Genomic DNA, 26,724 nt, shown 5'->3' on the forward strand with positions numbered 1-26,724 from the left:
TGTTGTCCCGCATTGTCCAACGCAAGATCGCTTCGCACTTTTGCTGGAAATGCTTCAGATGTTATGAGCAATGTCCCCCACAACCGACGCTTCTTCTGCTGATCGTTACGCAGCGTTCCGGCACTCTGCCTTCAAAAAATATTGGGGCGCCCGTTTCCTGAGCGCTTTTGCGGTACAGATCGTAAGTGTGTCTGTGGGCTGGCAGATCTATGATCTGACCCGCGACGCCTTCAATCTGGGCATGGTCGGGCTGGTGCAGTTTCTGCCGTCGCTGCTGCTCGTTCTGGTGACCGGCGCCGCCGCCGACCGTTTCGGCAGACGCTTCATCATGGGCCTTTCGCTCATCCTGGAAAGCATCGTGACGGCATTGCTGCTCGGTCTGACGCTCGCAGGCCTGTTTGAGCCCCTTACCGTCTTTGCGGCACTGACACTTTTTGGCGTGGCGCGTGCGTTTCTCGGACCATCCTCAGCTTCGCTCGTGGTCAACCTCGTGCCGACGGAGGATTTCGCCAACGCCGTTTCGTGGAACTCATCCGCATGGCAGGTGGCTACCATTGTCGGTCCGGTCGCAGGCGGCCTGCTTTACGGCATTTCGCCGGTGGCGGCCTACTCCGTCGCAACTGTCTTTCTGCTCATCGGTTCGGTCCTGATCTTCTCCATCCCCAAGCCAAAGCAGCACACGCTCGCCGAACAACGGTCGCTGACGAGCATGCTGGCCGGGTTCCGCTACATCTGGAAGGAAAAGATTGTCCTCGGCGCGATTTCCCTTGATCTCTTCGCCGTTCTCCTCGGCGGGACAGTGGCACTGCTGCCGATTTATGCGCGCGATATCCTCGATCTCGGGCCGTGGGGGCTTGGATTGCTGCGCTCCGCTCCCGGTATTGGCGCTGTTCTGACCGCCATCTGGCTGGCCGGACACCCGATCCGCGATCATGCTGGCCGCGTGATGTTCGTCTTTGTCGGCCTCTTCGGCTTCTTCAATATTATTTTCGGCGTTTCTACACTGACGTGGCTGTCGGTCGTTGCCCTTGCGCTTGCGGGCGCCGCTGACATGATCAGCGTCTATATCCGGGAAACGCTGATGCAGTTGTGGACGCCCGATCATGTGCGTGGCCGCGTCAATGCGGTCAATATGGTCTTCGTCGGCGCATCGAACGAACTGGGCGAATTCCGCGCCGGTCTGATGGCCGCGGCCATCGGCGCCGTTCCCGCCGTTGTCATCGGCGGACTGGGATCGATCGCCGTTGCCATCGCCTGGGCTGCCATGTTCCCGCAACTGCGTAAGGCCCGGCACCTGCAAGGCCGGACCTGATCATCTGGAATACCGGGGGTTTCAGGAGGCGGAGGTGCTCCGCTTCGCCTTGTCCATGCGATCCTCTATGGCATTCCGGTCATCTTGCCGGATGCCGACCAGTTCGGCCACCCGCCACATCACGTCTGCCTCGACTTCGCTCACCTTGCCGTCGGCATAAACCATTTCCCACATCAGGCCGATCAGGTCGAGACGAGCCTGATAGTCGAGCTGCCGCTTGAGGACAGACGTGAAATCCGACAGATCGATTGCTTCCTGATCGGCTTTTTCGGCTGCACGGATCAGCCGCTTCAGACTGTCGCCCTTCAGACCATACTTCAGCGACAACATTGAAGAGAGCTTCTTGCGCTCGCTTTCACGCGTTTCACCGTCAGCATCCATGATGTGATAAAGCAGGGCGGCGGCAGCCAGTCGCGGGTCGTCATTGGAAAATTTTTCATTCCGGTCACGAAAACCGCTGGCCGGAAGTTCTTTTAGAAAATCCAGAAGACGATCGAACATTCAACCTCGCTGCCACATTAGAGCTTGCCGGCCGTATCGGCGGCGTTGGCATATTTCATCAGCAAGATTGAAGGTAACGGGCTGGACACGCCGCGCAAGGCGCTAAACGGCCTATACAACCGTTTAGCGTCCAAGAGTTGCGCTGCGTTGTTTTTCGGCAACGATCAGCGGGGCAGAATCAGAATAGCCGCAATCCGCTCTGCGCCTTTTGAGCAGTTTGGCCTTCATCGACGCCCGGATCATCCACCACGATATGCGCGTGATGCTGCCCATCCTCTGAATCACTTGCGCCGGTAACATCAACAGGCACAGGCGGCTTCATCTCGTCGAGCTTGGGCACCGGAGGCATGGAGGGCCCCTTGACTGGCTCGGCTGCTGGCACGATGACCACAGCCTCCTCAACATCGCGAACGATCGGCTTGTTTCCGGCACGCACTGCGGCTGCCGTCACGTCGGCCTTTTCCCCAGGCTCTGCCAGAACGATCTGATTGATCGGTTTGGTTTCCACCGGCCCTTTGATTTCGGGCTTCTCCGCCTCGATGACTGGGGCCAGTTCCACCACAGGAACCTTCCACTCGAAACTGTTCAGCCGTCCGGTAACCGGCGATACCCGGCGACCATTGTTCGGAAACATAGCCATCGGCAGTCCAGGCGGGATCGCGCGGTGCCTTGACGGCACGCGCCAGCCATTCACGAACCTTGCCCTGATCACCGGTTTCAGCTTCTTCGATGTCAGCAAGCAGCAGATAGGCGCTTTCGCGCGGCGACGCACGCAGAACCTGCTCGGCATTGTCGCGGGCAAGGCGATAATCGCCCGCCTCGTAAGCCGCACGCGCCAGAGCAAGACTGCCCTCGGCATTGTTGGAGCGCAACGATACGAGATGCTTGGCACGCTTCAGGCGATCCTGTGCCGTATCACCGGATCGCGCATAGACATAGGTTGAGGCAATGTCAGGATGCGGAAACCGTTTCCAGGCCGCTTCCAGAATCTTCGAGCCTTTCCGGATATCACCATCGGAAAATAGCGCACGCGCAGCAACCACGGCGGCGGGAACCAGATCGGGTGCGAGCTTGTTCGCCTCCAGCGCAAGCGTCCGCGCCTGCGCATGGTCGACATCGACGACCGCCATTGCCTTGGCAGTCAAAAGCGCGGCGCGCTCCTTCTTCACCACATCCTTGCTATGGCTGAGCGCCTGCTTGCGTGCATCGACAAGCTTCAGTGCAGCGTCCCAGTCGCCCTCGGCACAAAACTGACCCATCACCGCTGACGAAGCCCATTCGAGTTGTGGGGCCTGGGCGGCGGCTTCGGCGGCATAGTGGCGGGCAGCATCGTGAGCGCCCACGCGCTGGGCTTCGATATAAAGTCCACGCAAGCCGAGCAGCCGGGTCTCGGGATCGTCCACCATCGCCTCGAAACCCTTGCGGGCATCTTCCGTGCGCCCTTCGAGCATGGCCGTCTGTGCTTCCAGAAGCTTTATCAGCGGCTCCTGATCGGAACTCAACAACTGGCCTGCCTGCTTCGTCATGCGGCGCGCGGCTTCCGCATCGCCTGCACCGGCTGCGATCAGTCCGGTCGAAAGCGATTGATAGCCCCGGTCACGCTTGCGCGCCCGAAAATGACGGCGCAGCGTGTAAGGGGACTGTATGATGCTCTTGACCAGCCACCACAGGATGAGGATTGCCGCGACGATGGCAACGATCCCCGCAACGGCGGTAATCAGCGGCACATTGTAGTGGTTGCCCGCGAAAGTGACATCGAGTTCGCCCGGACGGTCCGCAAGCCAGGCAAAGCCGAAGCCAAGGGCAGCAACGATGACGAGATAAAACAGGACCCGCAGCATCGGCTCGTCTCCTATTGGCCGGAAGAGGCCGGAGCCCCGCCGGTTTCATCTGCGGACGCCTTGGGTTTTAAGCTGTCGGCAACAAGTCGCTGCACAAGCGCGTCGGCATCACGCCGCGCCCGCATCTGATCGGCAAATTCCTGCGAAGTTGCCTTGGCATCGGCAGGCAACTGTTCCCACTCGGTGAGCGCGCGCTCCAGATCGCCAGCCTGAAGGGCAGCCTCCATACGGGCAGTGATCGGGCCGACGCCGGTGCCGCTGACATTGCCAGCAACAGGGGCGCACGCTGACCAATCCTCTGGCGCTGGCGACAAGCTGGTCCCAAATCCCGGCGTCTGGAGGCAGCTTGTTCTCTGTTACAACAATCCGGTTTGCGACGGCACCGAACCACGCATTCAGATCTGCAACAGTCGGGACGCCCTTGTCGGCGTGGGCACGCAACTGTTCGATGGAGGCTTCATCCGGTGCAATCGACGCATAGGTGTCGAGTTCCGCCTTGAACGAACCGCCGCGATCGATCGCCATTTTCAACGCGTTGGCTGCTATCAGCACCGTCGCATCCGGCTGTCGGGAAGCCTGAGTGACCTTTTCCTGCAAGGACGTCAGTTTCGATTCAAGCGATGAAATCGTGCCGGTATTTCCCGTAACTCCGGCTGTCGCCTCATCGGCCCTGTTTTGCGCTGCTGAAAGCTTGGTTTCCAGCGCATCAAGCCGCTCGGTCAAAGCAGACGTATCGGCTGCGGCTTGCTGGCCAGTTTCCTTCGGCAAGGCCGCTATCTGCTGCTGGAGATCGGCGAAGGAACCTGCAACCGCTTCCGCCTTGATTTCGGCTGCCTGCACGTTCTTTTCCAGAGCTGCAAGCTGCGCGCGGCTTGCATCGTCGAGTGGCGCCGGTGCCGGATTGCTCCGCAGATCGGCGATCTGCTGTTCCATATGCGCCAGCTGTTCCGTCGTCACTTTCGCGCCCGGAGACGGGATAACATTGCCCCATTGCAGGGCCAGCAGACCGCCAAGCCCGATCACGCCGCCCGCAATACCGGCAAGGAGGTGTGAGGCCCCCGCGCCGTTCTTTTGTGCAGGCTGATGGGGGTCTGGTTTCACACCCGACGTAAAGGGCGGTTTCGCATATGCCACACTTTCAGGCTTTTCCGTCTTCACGGTCTTTTCGGCGGTTGACGATTCCGCCTTGGGTGGGACGGGCTTTGCAGCTTCCGGCTTTGCGCTCTCGGATTTTGAAAAATTTCCCACCGGCTCCGCGTCTGGCGTTGCCTTCGCTGGTTCGTCAACCCGCTTCACATCCGAGGGATCGAGATTGATCGTCACGGGATTACGGGCCGATTTGGAATGTCGCGGAGTGCCGGGTTTCGCCATGGATCCTCTCGAAAGTGCCGATTGGTTGACTCAAACTCTAGCAGATAAAATCGCCAGATGAAGGAAGGTTGCGCCAAAATGAGTCAAAGTTTGGCAAACAGCCGGAAAAGTCCTTCTTCATCGGGATGGTCCGCAACAAGCGCATTTGCCCGCCAGACCGGCGGCAATCGGCCAGCTACACGGGCCGAAATGCACAGGAATCGTGTTTTCTCGTCAAAAGGCGGTTCGATTTCGCGCATCGCCGCCACAAGGCTCGTCGCTGCAACACCGGAATAGAGCATGACTGCGGCAAAAGGCGTGTCGCCCAGCGCATTTCGAAGTGCCGCACTCGTGTAAGCGATCGCCTCGGTGTCGTAGACATCGACGGCATGCATATCAAGTTTCGCAGCCTTCATTTCGTCTTCAAAAACCGGCTGGCGCACCCTTCCGGCGAGATAAAGGATACGGGCTTGTGCGGGAAGTTCGCGCTGCATGGTCGCCGCAAGCCGAACCGCATCGCCGCCGCCGTCGATCACGTGGCCGAAACCGGCCTTCCGTGCGGCCTGTGCCGTTCCCTGCCCCACGGCAAAGAGCGGCAAGCCAAGAAACAGCTTCAGCCGTTCCATATCCAGATGGCGGAAGGCATTGGCGCTCGTCACTGTCAAAGCCGCAAATGGGCCTTCGGGGAAAGCGAAGGAAAGCGCAATGGTCCGGCTCAGCGGAAGCAGAACCGGTTCATAGCCCCCAGACACCAGTCTTGCGGCGGTCTCAGAGCCAGCTGGCTGTGGCCGCGTCACCAGAACACGGCCGAGCGAAATGGCGTGCGCCCGCCCCGTCAAGTCTACTCCCAGCCTTCAAAGAATTGCGGACCCGCCTTGGCGCGTATCCGCTCTGCGGCTTCCCTACCCAGTGCGGCGGCATTCGATACCGGACCCTCAGCCCTTATCTCATGCGCCTCAGACCCGTCCGGCTTCAGGATCATGCCGTGGAATGAAACCCTATCGCCGTCCACGGTTGCAAGACCCGCTATCGGTGTGCGGCAGGAACCGTCAAGGGCAGCCAGAAACGCCCGTTCACAGGCAAGGGCTATGCCTGTTTCGCGATGTGCGAGAGGCGCCAGCAGCGCATCGATGCGTGTATCCCCGATACGAGTCTCGATCCCGATGGCGCCCTGTCCCGGTGCGGGCAGAAAGCTTTCCGGATCGACCAACTCGGTAATGACATCACCAAGGCCCAGACGCCGTAACCCCGCGCAGGCGAGAAATGTCCCGTCGACTTCGCCAGCTTCCAGCTTGCGCAGACGGGTATCGACATTGCCGCGAAAGATCACCACTTGTATGTCGGGTCGAAGGCGACGGATCAGGGCCTGACGACGCAATGATGACGATCCGACCGTCGCTCCTTGCGGCAGGTCGAGAAGCCGAGAGGCCGTGCGGCCGATAAAAGCATCGCGCGGATCTTCGCGCTCAAGGAAAACGGAAAGATGAAGACCGTCCGGCAGGACCGTCGGCATATCCTTGGTCGAATGGACGGCGAGATCGATTCGCCCGTCCGTCAGCGCCTGCTCGATTTCTTCGGTGAAAAGCCCCTTGCCGCCGATTTCGGAAAGCGCGCGATCCTGAATGCGGTCGCCCGCCGTCGACATGGGAACGATTTCTATGGCTTCTTCCGGAAGACCATGTGCCTCCATCAGGCGGCGACGCGTCTCGTAAGCCTGGGCGAGAGCAAGCTTGCTGCCCCGCGTGCCTATCTTCAACGTGCCATTCTTCAAGGATGCTGTTTGCATATTGCGTCGTCCATGGTACCGGATTTTTCAATGAATTATGAGACAGGCAGGGTCTAACCGCAAATGCGCATTCTTGGAATAGAAACAAGTTGCGACGAAACAGCCGCCGCGATCGTTGAACGCGACGACCGGGGCGAAGGACGGATTCTGTCCAACGTGGTTTTGAGCCAGATCGCCGAGCACGAGCCCTATGGCGGCGTGGTGCCGGAGATTGCTGCACGTGCCCATGTCGAGGCGCTGGATCGGCTGATTGAACGGGCGCTGGACGATGCCGGCATGAAGCTTGCCGATGTTGATGCAGTGGCAGCCACGGCGGGACCGGGACTGATCGGCGGGCTGATCGTCGGACTGATGACTGCCAAGGCGCTGGCCATGGCGGCGCAGAAGCCGTTTTATGCCGTCAACCATCTGGAAGGCCACGCCCTGACGGCGCGTCTCACCGATGGTCTGCCTTTCCCCTATCTGCTGCTGCTCGTTTCCGGCGGTCACACGCAGATGGTTCTGGTACGCGGCATTGGCGATTACGAACGCCTTGGCACCACGATTGATGACGCACTCGGCGAAGCCTTCGACAAGACGGCAAAGCTTCTGGGCCTGCCCTATCCCGGCGGCCCGGCAGTTGAACGCATGGCACTTCAGGGCGATCCGAAGCGATTCGCTCTGCCGCGACCGTTGAAAGGCGAAGCGCGGCTCGATTTTTCCTTTTCGGGCCTCAAGACTGCCGTGCGTCAGACGGCGACAGAGCTGGTGCCATTGTCGGACCAGGACGTGGCCGATATTTGCGCCTCTTTTCAGGCTGCGGTTGCCGACACGCTGTCCGACCGGGTGGGCCGATCGCTGGAACGTTTCAGAAATGAATTTCCCGATTGTGAAACACCGGCGCTCGTGGTCGCTGGCGGGGTTGCAGCCAACAAGACGTTGCGAGCCGCGCTGGAAAGTCTATGTGCCCGGCATGGTTTCAGCTTTGTCGCGCCGCCGCTCGATCTGTGCACCGACAATGCCGCGATGATCGCCTGGGCTGGTGCCGAGCGGGCAGCAACCGAAGCGCCCGATAGGCTTGATCTCGCGCCGCGCTCACGCTGGCCGCTTGATGAGAAATCAGCTCCGCTGATCGGCACCGGACGACGCGGAGCGAAGGCATGAGCGGGCGGGGCATGAGCGGTCAGGGCATGAGCGGAAAAACCAGCAAGATCGCCATTCTGGGCGGCGGCGCCTGGGGCACGGCCCTTGCGGCCATGGCAAGCAGCAGCGGCCACGACACTTGGCTTTATGCCCGCGACGACGAGACGGTCGAGGCCATCAACCGGACACAGCGCAATCCGCGCTATCTGGGCGAAATCGCGCTTCCCGTCGCTATTCAAGCAAGCACGGATGTTGCCGCGGTCGTAGATGGTGCGGATGCCGTTCTGGCGGTCATTCCTGCCCAGGCCATGCGTACCGGGCTTTCGCAATTGAGCAGCCTCATTCCGCAAACAGCGCCCGTCGTGCTTTGCGCCAAGGGGATAGAACGCGCCACCGGGCGGCTGATGTCGGAAGTGGTGGCCGAGGTTCTGCCGAACCACCGGATTGCCGCACTCTCCGGTCCAAGCTTTGCGACGGATGTTGCCCGAGGGCTGCCGACCGCCGTGACGGTTGCCTGCGAGGATGCGGCAACCGCCGATCAGCTTGCAGCGCTTCTATCCGGCCCGGCTTTCCGTTGCTATTCAACAACCGACCTTAAAGGCGTCGAAATCGGCGGTGCCTTGAAAAATGTCCTTGCCATTGCCGCCGGTGCTGCCGTCGGGCGCGGGTTTGGCGCAAGCGCGCAGGCCGCACTCGTCACGCGGGGTTTCGCGGAACTGCGCCGCATCGGACAGGCCATGGGGGCTAAGCCTGAAACGATCATGGGCCTTTCCGGCCTTGGCGATCTGATGCTGACCTGTTCCTCGTCGCAGTCGCGCAACTATTCCTACGGACTGGCACTTGGCCGCGGAGAAGACCTCACCAATCGCCCGCTCGCCGAAGGCGTGGCCACCGCGCCGATTGCCGCCGAATTATGCCGCAAACACGCCATCTCCGCCCCCATCATCGATGCGACGGGCGCACTGCTGGACGGGACCATCACCATTGACGAAGCCGTGACGGCTCTGCTCAACCGACCACTCAAGACCGAGGACTAAACAACTAGAGCATTTCCTTTTTTGATTGAATCATTGGAAATGCTCTATCTATTTGTTTTATCGCATGTCTTTGACACGAAACCGGTTCCCGCTTTCGGGAGACATGCTCTAGGGCGCATCCCGAAAAGTGTGAAACGGTTTTCGGACAAGACCATGCTCGAACGGAAAGGATGATTGACAATGCTTTTTGCTCTTCTGTGCAACGACAAACCGGACCATCTGCAAGTGCGCCTCGATACGCGCCCCGCCCATCTCGATTATCTCAAAGCTCTTGGTGACGGGCTGAAGTTCGCAGGCCCCTTCCTTGGGGAAGACGGCAAACCGAACGGCAGTCTGGTCGTTGTGGAAGCTGCCGACCAAGCCGCAGCGGAAAAGATCGCCACCAATGATCCCTATGCATTGGCAGGCCTGTTCGAGAACGTGACCGTGCGCCCGTGGAACTGGGCGATCAACAATCCGGCCAACGCTTGAGGCTCATGACTGATGGCTTACTGGCTGTTCAAATCCGAACCCTTCAAATGGTCATGGGATATGCAGAAGGCCCGTGGCGAAAAAGGCGAGCAATGGGATGGCGTGCGCAATTATCTGGCGCGCAACAACATGCGCGCCATGAAACTGGGCGACAAGGGCTTCTTCTATCATTCCAATGAAGGGCTGGAAGTCGTCGGCATCGTTGAGGTCTGTGCGCTGGCGCATCACGACAGCACAACGGACGATCCACGCTGGGAATGCGTGGATATCAGGGCTGTCCGCGACATGCCGAAGCCGGTAACGCTGAAAGACGTGAAGGCCAATCCGAAGCTGGAGAAGATGGCGCTCGTCACCTCGATGCGCCTTTCGGTGCAGCCGGTGACGGAAGACGAATGGATCGAAGTCTGCCGCATGGGCGGACTGGACCGAGAGGATGCTCTGGCATGAGCGTCTCATCTTCCAACCGGAACCCGCTTTGGAAAAGCATGTTCTGATGCTCGATCCGGCACATAGAACCGCGCGCGATTTCATTCTGGCCAATACCAGTCTGCAAGCGCCGCCGCATGTGCCGGAAATTCGCCTGCATCTGGCCGACGAAGCCCACGACCTCTGGCACAAGACGGAAGAAGAGCTTGCGACAATCGGCCTGCCGCCGCCCTTCTGGGCTTTCGCATGGGCGGGCGGTCAGGGTGTGGCGCGCTATATCCTCGATCATCCCGAAACAGTCAAAGGCAAGACCATTCTCGATTTCGCGTCGGGTTCCGGCCTTGTCGCCATCGCTGCCATGCAGGCGGGCGCTGCAAGCGTGCTGGCATCCGATATCGATCCCTTCGCGCTTCCCGCCATTGAGATCAATGCATCGGCCAATGGCGTGACGGTTTCCCCCACTCTGGATGACCTCATCGGGCAGGATGGCGGCTGGGATGTGGTCCTGGCAGGCGATGTCTTTTATGAAAAGCCGCTCGCCGAGCGGCTTATTCCCTGGTTTTCGAAGCTTAGCCAACGCGGCACCCGCATCATCGTGGGTGATCCGGGCCGCGCCTATCTGCCCAAAGAAAAGCTGCAACAGCTTGCCGTCTATACCGTGCCTGTCACCCGCGCCCTTGAAGATGCGGAGGTCAAGCACACGACCGTCTGGAGCTTTGGTTAAGCAAAACGCTTCGCGCCCGCCACGCAGACCACCACCACAGCAGCCGTCGCCACCATCCCCATGCTGACGGGTTCACCCGCGATACCGGCGGCCAGCATAAGCCCAAAGAACGGCTGGAGAAGCTGCAACTGGCCGACACTGGCGGCTCCGCCCTGCGCGAGACCACGATACCAGAAGAAAAAGCCGATCAGCATCGAGAACAGCGAGACATAGCCGAGGCTTATCCAGGCTGGCGTGCCGATGCCGACCCATGTCTCCGGACGCGTCATGACGCTCAGCGGCAGCATGACCGGCAGCGAGAACACCAGCGCCCAGCAGATCACCTGCCAGCCGCCGAGCCTGCGCGAAAGCTGCGCGCCTTCCGCATAGCCCAGCCCGCAGACGATAACGGCAGCGAGCATCAGCACGTCACCCAGAAGGGTAGACTGGCTCCCCTGCCCGTAGGCATAGGACGCGACGATGAGGCTCCCGACCACGGAAAACAGCCAGAACGTCGGACGCGGACGCTCCCCTCCGCGCAGGACAGCGAAGATTGCGGTGGCGAGCGGCAGCAATCCGATAAAGACAATCGCATGGGCGGAGGTCATGTGCTGGAGTGCCAACCCCGTGAGAAGCGGAAAGCCGACAACCACGCCGAGCGCCACCACGACCAGCGAAATCACGTCGTTGCGGCGAGGAAAAGGTTCCCGAAAGGCCAGCAGAAGCGCCAGTCCCAGCGCACCGGCAATGGATGCGCGCGCCATTGTCAGGAAGGTAGGATCGATATCGATAACGGCCAGTCGCGTTGCCGGCAGCGACCCGGAGAAAATCAATACACCCAGAAACCCGTTGATCCATCCCGCAGTTTTACTCCCAACATTTTTACGCATTGTGTCTTTTCGGCTTTCTCTAAAATCGTATAAGGATTCGCGAGACAATGCCGTGAAACTGCCGGATTAATCAGGGACAGTTTCTGGACAATTCTGACAAACTGTACTGGTACAAGGGATAGTACAGATGATTTCGACGGGCCTGCTGCGCAGCCTCGAAGCTGTAGAAGCCGCTTATGCAAGCGGCGAAATCGAGCGCGGCAAGGAGGACGCCGCCGTCGACAAAATCCCGCTCGTCGAAAGGGTGATGGGCATTATTCGCGGACGCATTACCGCGATGAGCCTCGCACCCGGCGCCAGACTGCCTTCCATCCGTCGCCTCGCCGAAACCATGAACGTGTCGAAATCCACCGTCGTCGAAGCTTATGATCGGCTGGTGGCGGAAGGGATCATCCAGTCGCGGCGCGGTGCCGGATTCTATGTTTCGGAGCGCGCGCGTCAGCCGTTTTCCCTCGCCGCCCATACACCGCACAAGGAACGCCAGATTGATCCGTTCTGGGTCATGCGCCAATCGCTGGAGGCAAACGAAGCCACCCTGAAGCCGGGATGTGGCTGGCTGCCCGATGCGTGGCTTCCGCAGGATGCGATCCGGCGCGCGATGCGCATGGTCGCCCGGGATGAAACAAGCAATCTGGCGACCTACGGCGAACCGCTGGGCTTCCGCCCCATGCGCCAGCATCTGGCACATCGGCTCGGCGAACAGGGGATCGACGTTTCGAGTGGAGAAATATTGCTGGCCGATTCCGGCACGCAGGCGCTCGATCTCATCTGCCGCTACCTTCTGCAGCCGGGAGATACGGTTCTGGTCGATGATCCCTGTTATTTCAACTTCCAGGCCGCGCTTCTGACGCACCGCGTCAAGATCGTCGGCGTCCCCTATACCACTACCGGTCCCGACCTCGAAGCCTTTGCGAGCGCTGCGAACGAACACACGCCGAAACTCTATATATCCAATGCAGGGCTGCATAATCCAACCGGCGGCTCAATGACACCGGCCACGGCGCACCGGCTGCTGAAGCTCGCCGAAGCGCACGGCATCACGCTGGTTGAAGACAATATCTTCGGTGACTTTCATCCTTCTCCTGCGCCGCTGCTTGCCGAACTCGACGGGTTCGATCGCGTTCTGCATATCGGCAGCTTCTCCAAGACGCTGTCGGCGGCCGCCCGCGTCGGCTATATCGCCGGGCGTCGCGACTGGATCGACGGGCTCACCGACCTGAAGCTCGCGACAAGCTTCGGCGGCAATGCAATGTCACCGCAGATCGTGCATGCACTCCTGACCGACGGCACCTATCGCCGCCATGTCGACAGCCTGCGCGCCAAGCTGGCCGACGCCATGACGCTGACAGCCAGCCGCCTGAAAGCCGAGGGCCTCACGCTTTGGACCGAACCACAGGGCGGCATGTTCCTTTGGGCAAAATTGCCGGATGGGCTGGACTCCGGACAGGTTGCCCGGCATGCTCTGGAAAAAGGTGTGCTTCTGGCACCGGGCGACGTCTTCAGTCCCTCGCGCACGGCAGGCGCCTTCCTGCGCTTCAACGTCGCGCAGTCGCTGGAACCATACGTCTTTGCGGTGCTCCGCGACGCAATGCGGGACGCCCGCAGCAAAGCCGACAGCTGAAAACCCCTCGGCATTAGCGCTCTCGCATCGAAAACAATTTCAACCAAAAGAAGCACAGTCATCCAGACGGCTCCGGTTATACTCCTGCGACATGTCTTTGGAGGAGACATCGCGCATTGCATCGTCGGTCTGGGCGTCGAATGACATGATGCCATGACGATCCAGCGCAGGGAGAACGGAGAGAGCAGGCTGGCGATGCGTTCGCGCCTGCTGGGAGGGAGTATCATTGAATACGCACCAGTCCGGGGCGGATACGCTTTCGCGTCCCGAAGATGAAAAACTATCTGTCACGGCCAATCTGGCTTACGGTTTCCAGCATGTGCTGACCATGTATGGAGGCATCGTGGCGGTTCCGCTGATCATTGGACAGGCGGCAGGCCTCAGCCCGGCCGAAATCGGTCTGCTGATCACTGCGTCGCTTTTTGCCGGCGGCGTTGCAACCGTCCTGCAAACCATCGGCATCCCCTTCTTCGGCTGCCAGCTGCCTCTGGTTCAGGGGGTCTCCTTTTCGGGCGTCGCAACGATGGTCGCCATCGTCACTTCGAGCCAGACCGGCGAGGCAGGCTTGCAGGTCGTGCTGGGTGCCGTCATCGCGGCAGCGGTGATCGGCCTTATCATCACGCCGATATTCTCGCGGATAACGCGTTTCTTTCCGCCGCTCGTCACCGGCATCGTCATCACCACCATCGGCCTGACGCTGATGCCGGTAGCAGCACGGTGGGCCATGGGCGGCGACAGCAACAGTCCCGAATTCGGCAGCATGGCCAATATCGGCCTTGCAGGCCTCACGCTGGTTATCGTTCTCATTCTCAGCAAGATGGGCAATGCCACGATTTCCCGGCTTTCGATCCTGCTCGCCATGGTCATCGGAACCTTTATCGCCTGGGCGCTCGGCATGACGGACTTTTCCCGGGTGGGCGAAGGTTCGATGATGGCGCTGCCTGAAATCTTTCATTTCGGCATGCCGGTATTCAGCCTTGCGGCAACGCTCTCGATGTTTATCGTGATCATGGTCACGCTCGTCGAGACTTCTGCGGACATTCTGGCCGTCGGTGAGATCATCGGCACGAAAGTGGATTCGCGGCGTCTGGCCAACGGCCTTCGTGCGGATATGCTGTCCAGCATCCTATCGCCCGTGGTGGGCTCGTTTACCCAAAGCGCTTTTGCTCAGAATGTCGGCCTTGTCGCGGTGACGGGTGTGAAAAGCCGCTATGTCGTGGCAACCGGCGGATTGATTCTCATCACACTCGGTCTCTTGCCGGTAATGGGCCGGGTGATTGCCTGCGTTCCTCCGGCTGTTCTGGGCGGAGCGGGCATCGTCCTGTTCGGCACGGTGGCTGCAAGCGGCATCCGCACGCTTGCCAAGGTGGACTACGAGAACAATATCAATCTCATCATCGTGGCAACCTCCATCGGGTTCGGCATGATCCCGATTGCCGCGCCGCAGTTCTATCACCACTTCCCGACCTGGTTTGAAACCATTTTCCATTCCGGCATCAGTTCGGCGGCGTTGATGGCTATTGCGCTTAACCTGATGTTCAATGAGATCAAGCTCGGCAACAGCAACCAGATGTCGGTCTTTGCGGAAGGTACGGAACGCATCATCCGCCATCACAACATCGCAGAGCTGCATGACGGGGATTATTTCCTGAACGGCAAGCTTTACGATGCCAATGGCAACGAGGTCAAAGTCGCCGCCATACACTAAAAAGCTATCTCAGGACGCGGATCACGGTCCGGTCCGTCAGGTGAGGCAGAAGGCGCGCCATGTCGGCGCGCCTCAATGCTATGCAGCCTTCGGTGGGTGTATAGCCGGGGCGCGCCAGATGAAAGAAGATCGCGCTGCCGCATCCGCGGCGGCGCGGCGCGATGTTCCAATCCATGACGATGCAGACATCGTAGAGATCGTCGCGTCGCCACATATCCTCATGACTTGCGGCATAAGGCAGCCGGACAGGCCGGTTGTAATTGGCATCCGACGGCGCATCGCACCAGCCGTCGAGACGGCGAACGCGACCAAGCGGCAACCGTGAGGAGGGCAGCAAACCCTTGTCGCCGCGACGGTATCCATAGAGCAGCCGCATCGTCGCCAGGGGCGTCGCGCCATCACCTTCGCGCTTGAAAGCGCTGATTCCCCCCTTGCCAAGAGCACATTCCAGCACCAGATTGCCCGCAACAAGCAAGCCGCGAGTCTTGTGGCCCGGTTTGGCCCGCACATCAATGACGCCAATTCCCCGGCTGATTTCGTATCTGGCCAAGCCCCCGCCTCCGTGACATGCATGTTTTAAAACCGTTGGCGGCGAGAGCAAAAACCTCTTTCGCGTTTCGCCGCTTCAACTTGTCTGCATTAAATGTCATAAAACACCAAGAGCCATTTAAATCAAAGAGTAACGAGGACAGGCATGACAGGCCGTACGATACTGATTGTGGACGATGACGAAGATCTCCGTTCCATCCTCGTCGAACAGCTGGAGCTGTGCGAAGAATTCCAGATTCTGCAGGAAGACAATGCCACCAAGGGCATTCAGACTGCGCGAAACGGCATTGTAGACCTCCTGATCATGGATGTCGGCTTGCCGGATATGGACGGACGTGAAGCTGTAAAGCTGCTCCGTAAAGGCGGCTTCAAGGCGCCGATCATCATGCTCACCGGTCACGATACGGAATCGGATACGATTCTCGGCCTCGAATCGGGTGCCAACGATTACGTCACCAAGCCGTTCAAATTTGCAGTGCTTCTGGCCCGCGTGCGTGCGCAGCTGCGCCAGCACGAACAGAGCGAGGATGCGACCTTCATCGTCGGCCCCTATACGTTCAAGCCCGGCCAGAAGCTGCTGATCGACGAGAAGGGCAGCAAGATTCGCCTCACCGAAAAGGAAGCGGCGATCATCAAGTACCTCTATCGCGCCGGAGACAAGGTTATCGGCCGCGATGTCCTGCTGGAAGAAGTGTGGGGTTACAATTCGGGCGTCACCACGCACACGCTGGAAACCCATGTCTATCGTCTGCGCCAGAAAATAGAAAAAGACCCGTCCAATGCGGCGCTTCTGGTCACAGAAAGCGGGGGATACAAGCTTGTCCCATGATGGACAACGCCTGATGCAGGTGTATTGACGATCCATGGCGCTTGATGACGATATTCGCATTCTCGGCACGGTGGGCCTGTTCGAGTCTTTCACGGCCGAACAGCTGCGGTTGCTTGCCTTCGGTGCCGAACGCCTTGTTCTCAGAGCCGGTCGCGAGCTTTTCCGGGAAGGGCAAAGCGCCGACTGCGCCTATATCGTCGTATCGGGCAGCATTACCCTGTTTCACGAACAAAACGAGGGGCGGGTTGCCATCCGCCCCGTCGGCCCCGGCGCCATGATCGGAGAAATGGCCCTCATCGCCCAGACCTCGCGTCTAACCGGTGCTGTCGCCGAAGCCGAAACCGAAGTCATCCGCATCAGCCGCGCAATCTTTCGGCGTATTCTGGAAGAATATCCGGAAGCGGCAGCCGCGCTTCATTCCCACATCAGCCGCAACCTGCTGGAATTGATCGGCGAAATCGAAAAGGTCGCGCCGCGGCTCAACGACGATTGACCTTTTTCACAGCTCAATCACCCTTTTCGTGCCGATGGCGTCCAGGAAAGCCTGATCGTGACTCACAACGATGAGCGCCCCTTCATATGCATTGAGCGCGGTTTCAAGCGCTTCGATGGAATCGAGGTCCAGATGATTGGTCGGCTCATCGAGGATCAGGAGTTCGGGAAGTTCGGTTCCGCCCAGGACGCAGGCAAGTGCCGCGCGTAACAGCTCGCCGCCGCTGAGCCCCCCGGCAAATCGCGAGGCTCCCTCGCCACGGAAGGAAAACCGCGCCAGCGCGGCGCGCGCTTCATTGTCGTTGGATCCGGGATTGAGACGACGATAATTTTCATAAAGGGTCTGACCGCGATCCATGAGACTCATCTGCTGGTCGAACATCGCCGTTCGCGCGGGACGTATGACGGTCCCAGCCACCGGCTGAAGCTCTCCCGTCATCAGCCGCAGCAGACTGGTCTTGCCCGCGCCGTTCGGCCCCGAGACGACCACCCGCTCGGCGCCCACGATCTTCAACGACAGATTACAGATGACCGGGCGGTCGGCCCGTGGACCACCAGAGACATTCTGCATATCCAGCATCACGCGACCGGAAGGTGGAACCGCGCCCGCCACATCGAAATGCATCGGCTTCACGCGCTCGACTTTTGCCTCGGCCTCCCGCAGTTGCTCGCTGGCACGGCTGGACTGACGTTCCGCCAGCGCAGCACCCCGGCCTTTCGACTGTTGCGCACGATCTTCCCGTGCGTCGAGCAAAAGCTTGCTCATGCCCGCGTCAGCGCGCGACTTGTGACCGCGCGCGTCGCTGCGAGCCTGTCTTTCGGCTGCGGCCTGAGCCTTGCGTTCGACCTGCCTGACCTCGCGCCGCGCTGTAGCTAGATCGCGTGCCGCCGTCTCACGCTCCTCTGCCCTCTTCCCCTGATAGAAATCCCAGTTGCCGCCGTAAAGCCGGAGCCCGTCGGGGGACAATTCCGCGATCATATCCAAAGACTGCAACAGCTCGCGATCGTGGCTGACCACGACGGCCGCGCCCCGCCAGGCGGTCAGCAAGTCGGCCACAGCCAGGCGACCGGCGCGATCGAGATTATTGGTCGGCTCATCCAGGAGAATGAGATCGGGCTTATGAAAGATGAGGGCGGCGAGCGCCGCCCGCGTTTGCTGGCCTCCGCTCAAGGCTGAAAGTGGAGTGTCGGGAGTCATATCGGGCAGGCCAAGCCCCTGCAGCGCGTCCGTAAAGCGCTGCGGCAAGAGCCAGTCGGCCTCGTCCAGATCGCTCTCGCTGGCCACGCCCTGTTCGACGCGTGCCAGAATATCGAAACCGGTCCGTGCCACGAAAAGACCCGCCAGCGTCTCGGCATCGCCACCGCCGATGTTCTGCCGCAGCATGCCGATGCTTCCGGTTGCGGTCACACTTCCATTTGTCGGAAGCAGTATCCCGCTCATGATGCGCAATAGCGTTGATTTACCGACACCATTGCGTCCGACCAGACCGATGCGGCCTGCGGTTACACTGAAATTGACGGATTCGAAAAGAGTACGGCCATCAGCCGTGACGAAGGAAACACCCTGAAGTGTCAGAAGAGAGGACATAGCGAGCCATGGATTGGTTGAACACACTGGTCATTTGAAACAGTGCTGCATAATCCATTGCTCTTGGCTCCTTGTCTGAACTCGCCTCTATATAGAGGCTGCTGACCCGTTAATCCAGATTAAATGTCGCGATAACCGGAACGTGGTCGGACGGGCGATCCCAACCGCGCGCGTCCCGGAGAATTTGCAGGCCCTGAATGTGCTGCTCCAGGTCACCCGAACCCCAGACGTGATCCAGCCTGCGGCCACGATCAGATTCGGCCCAGTCCTTGGCGCGATAGCTCCACCAGGTGAAGATTTTCTGGTCTGCCGGAATAAGCTGCCGCATCAGGTCGCTCCATCCGCCTTTCACACGCAGGTCTTCCAGCGTCTCGGTTTCGATCGGCGTATGGCTGACGATCTTGAGCAATTGCTTATGCGACCAGACATCGTTTTCGAGCGGGGCGATATTGAGATCGCCAACGAGAACCGATGAATGTCCGTCCTGCCGGTCGGCGACAATGGCGCGCATTTCCTCGAGAAAAGCCAGCTTGTGCGCGAACTTCGGATTGATCTGCGGGTCCGGCTCATCGCCCCCCGCCGGAACATAGAAATTGTGGATGCGGAGCTTTTTGCCGCCTGCCTCCACCACAGCGCTCAGGTGCCGACAATCGCCCATGTCGCAAAAGCCGATCTTTTCCACGCCCGTCAACGGACGTTTGGATACCGTCGCCACGCCATGATAACCCTTCTGGCCGCTGATCGCGATATGTTCATAGCCGAGCGCGCGAAATCCCTTCGACGGAAACAGATTGTCGGGGCATTTCGTTTCCTGAAGACACAGAACATCGGGCTGATAATCGCGCAGAAACTGTTCGACCAGCGGCATGCGCAGACGAACGGAATTGATGTTCCAGGTAGCAACGGAAAAGGCCATGAAGATAGGACTCGCAGCAACGAAAGAGATGCCGCGAACCTAATCATTTATCCGGCAAATGCAAACGGATTGCCTGTCACAAACTGACGATTACTGACCTTTGCGCTTCATCGCGATGCGCTGATAATCGATCTTGAACATATCGTCGGTGAAACGCACGCCGCTGCGCACATTGAAGATCATGACTGTCGTATCGAGCTTCTGGGCGTCGGTAATGGTCCACTGCTTCAGCTCATAGGATTTGGGATCGAACATCATGGTGATTTTCGAATCGCCGAAGATCGACTTGTCGCCCAGCACGAGCGTGGTCATGTCCGGCTCCTGCTTCACATTCTGAAGACGTCCCCCACCCAGATCAATCCGATCTGCCAGCAGAAGCTTCAAGGGCGTCTTGGAAAGCGGATAGAGGTCCCAGGTGTCCAGCTTGCGATTATTGATGACGACCGATTCGCCATCCGAAATCACGCGGATCGGGGAATTGTTATAGTTGAAGCGGATCTTGCCCGGGCGCTCGATATAGAAAGTGCCGCCAGTCTGCTCACCCTTCGGGCCGAACTGCACGAACTCGCCGGTCATGGTGCGTACCGATGAGAAATGGTCGGCAATCTGCTGTGCAGCCGCACCGCCGCCAGCGCCCTGCGCCATCGCGGCGACCGGCGCCAGAACCAGCGATGTCATGCCAAGGCCAAGCGCTCCCATTCCCAGCACGGCTGCAACACGACCAGCTTTCGCGAAGACGGAGAAACGGGAGAACATCATCGACAAACTTTCTCTTTTCATCATTCTGTTTAACTACGCCGCCAGTTGGGCGCGAGTATGGCCATCAGAAATCATCGTCGCCAGTGGGAACCAAAATTTCGCGCTTGCCCGCATGGTTGGCCGGGCCGACGATACCCTCATCTTCCATGCGTTCGATGATTGAAGCCGCACGGTTATAGCCGATGCCAAGGCGGCGCTGGATATAGGAAGTAGACGCTTTCTTGTCGCGCAGCACCACGGCCACCGCCTGATCGTAAGGATCGTCGGAATCCTCCAGATTGCCGGTTCCAGCCGGGCTGCTGCCGCCTTCGTCGTCATCTTCATCCTCGGTGATCGCGTCGAGATATTCCGGCACGCCCTGAAGCTTTAGATGCTGCACGATGCGTTCCACCTCGTCGTCGCCGACGAAAGGCCCGTGCACACGCTGGATGCGTCCGCCGCCAGCCATGAACAGCATATCGCCCTGGCCGAGAAGCTGTTCGGCGCCCTGCTCGCCCAGAATGGTGCGGCTGTCGATCTTCGACGTCACTTGGAAGGAAATGCGGGTCGGGAAGTTCGCCTTGATCGTGCCGGTAATGACATCGACCGACGGGCGCTGCGTCGCCATGATGACGTGGATTCCCCGCCGCACGCGCCATCTGCGCCAGACGCTGTACGGCGCCTTCGATATCCTTGCCAGCGACCATCATGAGGTCTGCCATTTCGTCGATAATCACGACGATATAGGGCATCGGCGCCAGATCGAGTTCTTCTGTCTCGTAGATCGCCTCGCCTGTATTGCGGTCGAAGCCGGTCTGCACGGTGCGCGCGATCGGCTCACCCTTTTTCTGCGCAAGGCCGACACGCTGATTGAAACCGTCGATATTGCGCACGCCGACCTTGGACATCTTGCGATATCGGTCTTCCATTTCGCGCACGGTCCATTTGAGCGCGACGACCGCCTTCTTCGGATCGGTCACGACCGGCGTCAGCAGGTGCGGAATGCCGTCATAGACGGAAAGCTCCAGCATCTTCGGATCGATCATGATCAGGCGGCATTCCTGCGGCGTCATGCGATAAAGCAGCGACAGGATCATGGTGTTGATCGCCACCGATTTGCCCGAGCCGGTCGTACCGGCCACGAGAACGTGCGGCATCTTGGCAATGTCGGCTATGACCGGCTCGCCATTGATGGTCTTGCCGAGCGCGAGCGCAAGCTTCGCCTTCGACTGTTCAAAGTCGCGGCTCGCCAGCATTTCGCGCAAGTACACCATTTCGCGCTTCGGGTTCGGCAGTTCGATGCCGATGGCATTGCGGCCGGGAATGACGGCAACGCGCGCTGCAATCGCGCTCATCGAGCGGGCGATATCGTCGGCAAGGCCGATGACGCGCGAGGACTTGATGCCAGGCGCAGGCTCAAGTTCGTAGAGCGTGACCACCGGGCCGGGCTTCACATTGATGATCTCGCCGCGCACGCCGAAATCTTCCAGCACGCCTTCCAGCAGCCGGGCGTTCTGTTCCAGCGCATCCTTGGAAAGCGCCGGATCACGCTGGACGAGCTTCGGTTCGGCCAGGAAATGCAGCGACGGCATTTCGAAAACGCCATTGTCCTTGAGGAAGGACGGTTGCGCTTCGCGCTGAGCGCGCGCGCCAGGCTTCGGCGAAGGAGCGGCCTGTTCCACGCGGGCCTTGCGGGCGCGGGGCGGCGGCGCATCGTGCCATTCCTGACCGGCCAGCGGCGCGCCGCCGTCCATGTCGTCCATATCGAAAGGCGGCTCGTCTTCAATCGGGGCAGGTGCCCCGAAACCGGGCTCGCGGCGCGGCGCATTGCGTGTTTCGGCATTGCGGCGCACCACGCGCATATCCTCGAAATCTTCGTCGCGCGGACGGCGACGGCCAAGGCCCGTCAGGCGTTTGAAGTTCGCGGTCGTGGTCAGCGCCAGATGGGTGAGAGCCCCCATAAGCTGGAAACCGCCACCCGTTGATGCTTCATCGTCCTCGTCTGCCGCAAAATCATCTTCTTCCGCACCACGACGCGCTGACGGCTGGGCCGGGTTGACTATCCCTGCGCCCCGCCCGACGATGCCGCTGGCAAAAAGGCAGAGCCAGAAAGCCGGTACTGCAAGGATGAGCGCAATGCCCGATGCAATAGCGCCTTGCGGGAAACTGCCGAGGAACAGCCCTGGGAATTTCAGGATCATGTCTCCGAAGACGCCGCCGAGGCCGATCGGCATCGGCCAGCTTGCCGGCACTGCGAAGCAACTCGCGATGGCGGCGAACAACAATGCCGCGCCGAGCCATGCGAAGCTGCGCTTGGCCACGCGCCCGATGCCGCCGCGCGTCATCAGCAGCAGCGACCAGACAGCAAGCGGAAGCAGGGCAGGAACGCTCGCCAGCCCGAAAAACTGCATGGCAATGTCGGAGAATACGGCGCCCGGATACCCAAGCGCATTCGTTACCGGATTGTCGGTCGCATGGCTGAAACTCGGGTCAGCCACATTCCATGTCGCCAGCGCGCCAACAGCCATGCCGGTGAGAGCCAGAAGCCCCAGACCGAACAGGATATAGAACTGCCTGCGGAAGAGATTGGCCAGTTTCAGCCGGTCTTCCGTAATCCGCTCGTCACGCAGCGGGTATGAGGGCGAATATCCTTGCCGCATATAGCCTGTCCCGAACCGAATATCTTTGCTGGCCCGTGAGCGGAAATGCTTCGGGCACATTGAATCGGTCCGATCCTAATCGCCGGATGGTTAATTCCTCATTAACCATGCAGGAGCAGCGAACAAAACCGGTGGATGAAATGAAAAAGGCGCGGTTTCCCGCGCCTTTTTCCGCTTGAGACAATCCCGTTCTATTGAACGGATTCGCCGTGCAACGCGATGTCGAGGCCTTCGATCTCTGCCTGCTTGCTGGGCCGCAGGCCCATGATGGCCTTGACCACATAGAGAATGATGGCGGTGGCAATCGCAGTGTAGACGATGGTGATGGCCGCGCCGAAGAACTGCTTGCTGATGGTAGCCCCCTCGCCCGCCGGGTTGATCGCCGCATCGGCAAAGAGACCGGTCAGCACCGCACCGACGAAGCCGCCCACACCATGGACGCCGAATGCATCGAGCGAATCGTCATAGCCGAGCGCGTGCTTGATCTTGACGGCTGCCACATAGCAGACCGCACCGGCAACGACGCCGATGATAAGCGCGCCCATCGGATTGACGAAACCGGCGGCAGGCGTGACGGCCACAAGGCCTGCAACGGCGCCTGAAATGATGCCGAGCACGCTTGGCCTGCCCGCGACCGCCCATTCGACGAACATCCACGCCAGAGCAGCACCTGCGGTCGCAACCTGCGTGTTGAGCATGGCGACCCCGGCAAGCGCGTTGGCCCCGACAGCAGAGCCTGCATTGAAACCGAACCAGCCTACCCACAGAAGGGCAGCACCGATGACCGACAGGACGAGATTGTGCGGCGCCATATTGGTATGGCCGTAACCATCGCGCTTGCCGATGATGAGCGCCGCAACCAGACCGGCGACACCGGCATTGATATGGACAACCGTGCCGCCGGCAAAATCAAGCACGCCATCCGACGCCATGAAGCCGCCGCCCCAGACCCAGTGCGCGACCGGGATATAGACGATGAACAGCCATAGGGTCAGGAAGACCAGCATGGAGGAGAACTTCATGCGCTCGGCAAACGAACCGGCGATGAGTGCGGGTGTGATGACGGCGAAAGTCATCTGGAAGGTGATGAACACATATTCCGGAATGGTTCCCGTCAGCGATTGCATCGTGACGCCCGAGAAGAACGCCTTGGAAAGACCGCCAATATAGGAATTGAGCGAGCCGCCATCGGTGAAGGCCAGCGAATAGCCTGCGATCATCCACAGAATGGACATGAGACAGGTGATGGCAAAGCTCTGCATCACCGTGGACAGCACGTTCTTCTTGCGCACCATGCCGCCATAGAACAGCGCCAGACCCGGTATGGTCATCATCAACACCAGCGCGGTTGAAGTCAGCATCCAAGCCGTATCGCCCGTATCGAGGGTTGGTGTCGGTGCCGCGTCCTGCGCCATTGCCGTTCCGGCCATGGCGACGAGCGCAGGCAAGGTAGCCAGAAGGGCCGTTTGCTTGTTTCTTCCTGTTATGAGCATCGAATATCTCCGTCGAAGGGCGGCTTCAAACGCGGCTGCGCTGGAAAGACCGGTTCAAACAGAGAGAAACAAAATTCATGCCAGTTGACCGAGGCCGGCAAATTAACTTCAAATTTTGTGGCATCGGCGCGGCTTACGGCGAAATTCCGGGCCGAGGATAAGCGTGGTTTCAGACCGAATGAATGACTTAAACGATTCATTCGATTCGCTTTTTACGCATTGGCAGCTCGCAAACGATCAGCGAAATGCCTTATATTTAACCACACCCCTATCCTCTGATTAAAAAATAATCACTCCTTTTCCTCGTGAACGCGGATCAAGCCTTCCTGCGCCACGGATGCGATCAGCACACCATCGCGCGTATATAGCGCGCCACGGTTGAACCCCCGGGCGCCGGAGGCGCTCGGCGTGTCCTGTGTATAGAGCAGCCAGTCATCGAGCCTGCACGGGCGATGGAACCACATGGCGTGATCGAGGCTCGCAACCTGCAGATCGCGATCGAATATGGTGCGGCCATGCGGATGAAGCGAGGTGTCGAGCAGCGTCATATCGGAGAGGTAGGCGAGAATGGCTGCCTGCAGCGCCCGGTCGTCCGGCACGATGCCGCGCGCCCTGACCCAGACATGCTGGACGGGTTCAAGCTTCTCGCGGGAGAAATAGTGGGTGAGTGAGACAGGCTTGATCTCTATGGGCCGTTCCCGCTCCCAGTATTTGCGGACATTGGGTGGCGCCATGTGAAGATATTGTTCCTTGATGTCGCGATCCCCGACGAGCTGTTCAGGCATCGGCAGCCCCTCCGGCATCGGCATCTGATGATCAAGCCCGCCTTCATCGATCTGGAACGACGCGGACAGCGAGAAAATAGCCTTGCCATGCTGCTTGGCCAGAACGCGCCGGGTGGTGAAGCTGGAACCGTCGCGGATACGGTCCACTTCATAGACGATGGGAATGGCCGGGTCGCCGGGGCGCACGAAATAGGCATGGAGCGAATGTACATGGCGCTCGGGCTCGACTGTGCGTTGCGCGGCAATCAGCGCCTGCCCGATGACCTGGCCGCCGAACACCCGCTGCCAGCCCACTTGCGGGCTGTTGCCGCGGAAAAGATCCACCTCGAGGTTTTCCAGATCGAGGATGGAAAGAAGCTCACGCATTGCCGCCGTCTGCTCGACCCCGGACTTTTCTTTCTCAGACATGGACAGCCTGCCTTCCGCAACCATATATGCTTTACAAACTTGGAGAGGCATGTTTGAGCCTGCGCATCCATGCCTGTCAAGAAGCGGGCAGCCCAAGGGAAATGCAATCCCGTGCCAATGGTTGGGCCGGGGCCGGCGGCGCGGCAAAATATCGGGTTTCATGCGCGGCGATATGTGCCAAAACACTGCGCGAAAGACGGATTCTGGAAAGGAACGACAATGGCTGGCCAGAAAAAAGTGGACGCGCCGCGCAATAACGATGTGGTGATTGCAGGCGGCGGCTATGTCGGGCTTGTCACGGCGGTTGCGATCAAATCGGCAGCGCCGCATCTTGTCCTCACCGTGATCGACGGCGCACCGGCGGGGAGCCTGGAAGAACGACCCGCGTGCTTCCTCCATCGCCGCCGCTGCCTCACGCATGCTGGACCAGCTCGGCTGCTGGCAGGAAATCCTTCCCGAGGCACAGCCCATAACGGAAATGGTCATCACCGATTCGCGCACTTCCGATCCCGTGCGCCCGGTGTTCCTGACTTTTGAAGGCGAAGTCGAGCCCGGCGAACCCTTTGCACATATGGTGGAAAACCGCGTTCTCAACACTGCCCTTCACAACAAGGCTGAAACGCTCGGCATCACCTTCCTCGAAGCCACCAGCGTGGATAATTTCAATACGCTCCCCGAAGGGGTGACCGTCACGCTTTCAAATGGAGATACGCTAGAAACGCGCCTGTTGATCGCCGCAGATGGCGCGCGCTCCCGCCTGCGCGACCTGGCAGGCATCAAGACGGTGAACTGGGATTACGGCCAGTCCGGGATCGTCTGCAATGTCGCGCATGAACTGCCGCATGGCGGCCGGGCCGATGAGCATTTTCTCCCGGCCGGACCTTTTGCGATCCTTCCGTTGAAGGGAAATCGCAGTTCCCTCGTCTGGACCGAGCGTACCTCGGATGCCGAGCGCCTCATTCGCGAAGACGACTTCGTATTCGAAGCCGAACTGGAACAGCGCTTCGGTCATCGTCTGGGCGCCCTGCATGTCGAAGGTCCGCGCCGCGCCTTCCCGCTCGGCCTGACGCTGGCGCGTGAATTCGTGAAGCCGCGCTTCGTGCTGGTGGGCGATGCAGCTCACCGCATCCACCCCATCGCCGGTCAGGGGCTTAATCTCGGTTTCCGCGATGCTGCCGCAATCGCGGAGGTCGTGGTCGAAACCGACAGGCTCGGCCTCGACATCGGTTCATTTGCCGCTCTGGAACGTTACCAGTCCTGGCGCCGCTTCGACACTGTCCAGATGGGCGTGACGACAGATATCCTGACCCGACTTTTCTCCAACGACCATCCAGCCGTCCGCTCGATCCGCGATATCGGCCTGGGTCTCGTCGACCGGGTTCCGGTCCTGAAATCCTTCTTCATCAAGCAGGCAGCCGGTCTTTCCGGCGATACGCCGCGCCTGTTGAAGGGCCAGTCCATCTGAGCGCTGGACCCGCTCCCCTGCCGCCCTATATCG

General features: G+C 59.9%; 21 protein-coding genes and 4 pseudogenes. 12 read left to right on the forward strand and 13 right to left on the reverse strand.

Going from position 1 to position 26,724, the window contains the following annotated elements:
- The first annotated feature begins 70 nt into the window (after nt 1–70).
- On the forward strand, nt 71–1,312 hold the full coding sequence (locus OINT_RS11285) for an MFS transporter (protein WP_006467944.1): 1,242 nt from the start codon (nt 71–73) through the stop codon (nt 1,310–1,312).
- Nucleotides 1,313–1,333: 21 nt separating this feature from the next.
- Here OINT_RS11285 and OINT_RS11290 read toward each other — a convergent pair whose 3' ends face one another.
- The 5 genes and pseudogenes from OINT_RS11290 to hemC form a co-directional block, all read right to left on the reverse strand.
- The gene (locus OINT_RS11290) at nt 1,334–1,813 is read right to left on the reverse strand and encodes a tellurite resistance TerB family protein (RefSeq protein WP_006467945.1); all 480 of its coding nucleotides are present in this window, start codon (nt 1,811–1,813) and stop codon (nt 1,334–1,336) included.
- Nucleotides 1,814–1,991: 178 nt separating this feature from the next.
- Nucleotides 1,992–3,654 (reverse strand): annotated as a pseudogene (locus tag OINT_RS11295) (heme biosynthesis HemY N-terminal domain-containing protein).
- Nucleotides 3,655–3,665: 11 nt separating this feature from the next.
- Nucleotides 3,666–5,025 (reverse strand): annotated as a pseudogene (locus OINT_RS11300) (COG4223 family protein).
- Between the two features lie 83 nt (nt 5,026–5,108).
- Nucleotides 5,109–5,843: a uroporphyrinogen-III synthase gene (locus tag OINT_RS11305; RefSeq protein WP_006467948.1), complete on the reverse strand. Its 735-nt coding sequence runs from the start codon at nt 5,841–5,843 to the stop codon at nt 5,109–5,111.
- Between the two features lie 2 nt (nt 5,844–5,845).
- A complete protein-coding gene (hemC, locus tag OINT_RS11310) occupies nt 5,846–6,790 on the reverse strand; it encodes a hydroxymethylbilane synthase (RefSeq protein WP_006467949.1) in 945 nt (314 codons plus the stop codon).
- Nucleotides 6,791–6,853: 63 nt separating this feature from the next.
- Here hemC and tsaD point away from each other — a divergent pair, with 63 nt between their 5' ends.
- The 5 genes from tsaD (at nt 6,854) to OINT_RS11335 (ending at nt 10,570) form a co-directional block, all read left to right on the forward strand.
- On the forward strand, nt 6,854–7,933 hold the full coding sequence (gene tsaD, locus OINT_RS11315; protein WP_006467950.1) for a tRNA (adenosine(37)-N6)-threonylcarbamoyltransferase complex transferase subunit TsaD: 1,080 nt from the start codon (nt 6,854–6,856) through the stop codon (nt 7,931–7,933).
- A 26-nt stretch (nt 7,934–7,959) separates the two neighbouring features.
- On the forward strand, nt 7,960–8,949 hold the full coding sequence (locus OINT_RS11320) for an NAD(P)H-dependent glycerol-3-phosphate dehydrogenase (protein ID WP_036564867.1): 990 nt from the start codon (nt 7,960–7,962) through the stop codon (nt 8,947–8,949).
- A gap of 180 nt (nt 8,950–9,129) precedes the next feature.
- On the forward strand, nt 9,130–9,420 hold the full coding sequence (locus OINT_RS11325; RefSeq protein ID WP_006467952.1) for a YciI-like protein: 291 nt from the start codon (nt 9,130–9,132) through the stop codon (nt 9,418–9,420).
- A gap of 12 nt (nt 9,421–9,432) precedes the next feature.
- Nucleotides 9,433–9,867, forward strand: a complete 435-nt coding sequence (locus OINT_RS11330; protein ID WP_006467953.1) for an EVE domain-containing protein — start codon at nt 9,433–9,435, stop codon at nt 9,865–9,867.
- Between the two features lie 46 nt (nt 9,868–9,913).
- The gene (locus tag OINT_RS11335; RefSeq protein ID WP_006470944.1) at nt 9,914–10,570 is read left to right on the forward strand and encodes a class I SAM-dependent methyltransferase; all 657 of its coding nucleotides are present in this window, start codon (nt 9,914–9,916) and stop codon (nt 10,568–10,570) included.
- Here the strand turns inward: OINT_RS11335 and OINT_RS11340 are convergent.
- Entirely contained in the window at nt 10,567–11,439 is an 873-nt protein-coding gene (locus OINT_RS11340) for a DMT family transporter (protein ID WP_006470945.1), read from the reverse strand. The genes OINT_RS11335 and OINT_RS11340 overlap by 4 nt on opposite strands.
- A 127-nt stretch (nt 11,440–11,566) precedes the next feature.
- Here OINT_RS11340 and OINT_RS11345 point away from each other — a divergent pair, with 127 nt between their 5' ends.
- Both OINT_RS11345 and OINT_RS11350 read left to right on the forward strand, forming a co-directional pair.
- Nucleotides 11,567–13,060 (forward strand): aminotransferase-like domain-containing protein, encoded by a 1,494-nt coding sequence (locus OINT_RS11345; RefSeq protein WP_006467956.1) that lies wholly within the window; start codon nt 11,567–11,569, stop codon nt 13,058–13,060.
- Nucleotides 13,061–13,286: 226 nt separating this feature from the next.
- The gene (locus OINT_RS11350) at nt 13,287–14,768 is read left to right on the forward strand and encodes a nucleobase:cation symporter-2 family protein (RefSeq protein ID WP_006467957.1); all 1,482 of its coding nucleotides are present in this window, start codon (nt 13,287–13,289) and stop codon (nt 14,766–14,768) included.
- Between the two features lie 4 nt (nt 14,769–14,772).
- Here OINT_RS11350 and OINT_RS11355 read toward each other — a convergent pair whose 3' ends face one another.
- Nucleotides 14,773–15,318 (reverse strand): L,D-transpeptidase family protein, encoded by a 546-nt coding sequence (locus OINT_RS11355; protein ID WP_021587466.1) that lies wholly within the window; start codon nt 15,316–15,318, stop codon nt 14,773–14,775.
- A 144-nt stretch (nt 15,319–15,462) separates the two neighbouring features.
- Here OINT_RS11355 and OINT_RS11360 point away from each other — a divergent pair, with 144 nt between their 5' ends.
- Both OINT_RS11360 and OINT_RS11365 read left to right on the forward strand, forming a co-directional pair.
- Nucleotides 15,463–16,146, forward strand: a complete 684-nt coding sequence (locus OINT_RS11360) for a response regulator transcription factor (protein ID WP_006467959.1) — start codon at nt 15,463–15,465, stop codon at nt 16,144–16,146.
- A gap of 34 nt (nt 16,147–16,180) precedes the next feature.
- Entirely contained in the window at nt 16,181–16,639 is a 459-nt protein-coding gene (locus OINT_RS11365; RefSeq protein ID WP_006467960.1) for a cyclic nucleotide-binding domain-containing protein, read from the forward strand.
- Nucleotides 16,640–16,645: 6 nt separating this feature from the next.
- Here OINT_RS11365 and OINT_RS11370 read toward each other — a convergent pair whose 3' ends face one another.
- From OINT_RS11370 to tesB, 6 genes and pseudogenes are all read right to left on the reverse strand, one after another.
- Nucleotides 16,646–18,226: an ABC-F family ATP-binding cassette domain-containing protein gene (locus OINT_RS11370; RefSeq protein WP_006470947.1), complete on the reverse strand. Its 1,581-nt coding sequence runs from the start codon at nt 18,224–18,226 to the stop codon at nt 16,646–16,648.
- 109 nt (nt 18,227–18,335) lie between these two features.
- Entirely contained in the window at nt 18,336–19,142 is an 807-nt protein-coding gene (locus tag OINT_RS11375) for an exodeoxyribonuclease III (RefSeq protein WP_006467962.1), read from the reverse strand.
- 90 nt (nt 19,143–19,232) lie between these two features.
- Nucleotides 19,233–19,901 carry an outer membrane lipoprotein carrier protein LolA gene (locus OINT_RS11380; protein ID WP_172491103.1) on the reverse strand — a complete coding sequence of 223 codons (669 nt, stop codon included), beginning with the start codon at nt 19,899–19,901 and terminating at the stop codon, nt 19,233–19,235.
- 64 nt (nt 19,902–19,965) lie between these two features.
- Nucleotides 19,966–22,540 (reverse strand): annotated as a pseudogene (locus OINT_RS11385) (DNA translocase FtsK).
- A gap of 191 nt (nt 22,541–22,731) precedes the next feature.
- A complete protein-coding gene (locus tag OINT_RS11390) occupies nt 22,732–24,033 on the reverse strand; it encodes an ammonium transporter (RefSeq protein WP_006467965.1) in 1,302 nt (433 codons plus the stop codon).
- Between the two features lie 290 nt (nt 24,034–24,323).
- Nucleotides 24,324–25,226: an acyl-CoA thioesterase II gene (tesB, locus tag OINT_RS11395; RefSeq protein WP_006470950.1), complete on the reverse strand. Its 903-nt coding sequence runs from the start codon at nt 25,224–25,226 to the stop codon at nt 24,324–24,326.
- Between the two features lie 53 nt (nt 25,227–25,279).
- Here tesB and OINT_RS23835 point away from each other — a divergent pair, with 53 nt between their 5' ends.
- Both OINT_RS23835 and OINT_RS11400 read left to right on the forward strand, forming a co-directional pair.
- Nucleotides 25,280–25,483: a hypothetical protein gene (locus OINT_RS23835; RefSeq protein WP_198510840.1), complete on the forward strand. Its 204-nt coding sequence runs from the start codon at nt 25,280–25,282 to the stop codon at nt 25,481–25,483.
- Nucleotides 25,446–26,691: pseudogene (locus OINT_RS11400) on the forward strand (ubiquinone biosynthesis hydroxylase). The gene OINT_RS23835 and the pseudogene OINT_RS11400 overlap by 38 nt, the downstream one beginning before the upstream one ends.
- Nucleotides 26,692–26,724 lie beyond the last annotated feature (33 nt).

Source organism: Brucella intermedia LMG 3301 (genome assembly GCF_000182645.1).
Classification (GTDB): domain Bacteria; phylum Pseudomonadota; class Alphaproteobacteria; order Rhizobiales; family Rhizobiaceae; genus Brucella; species Brucella intermedia.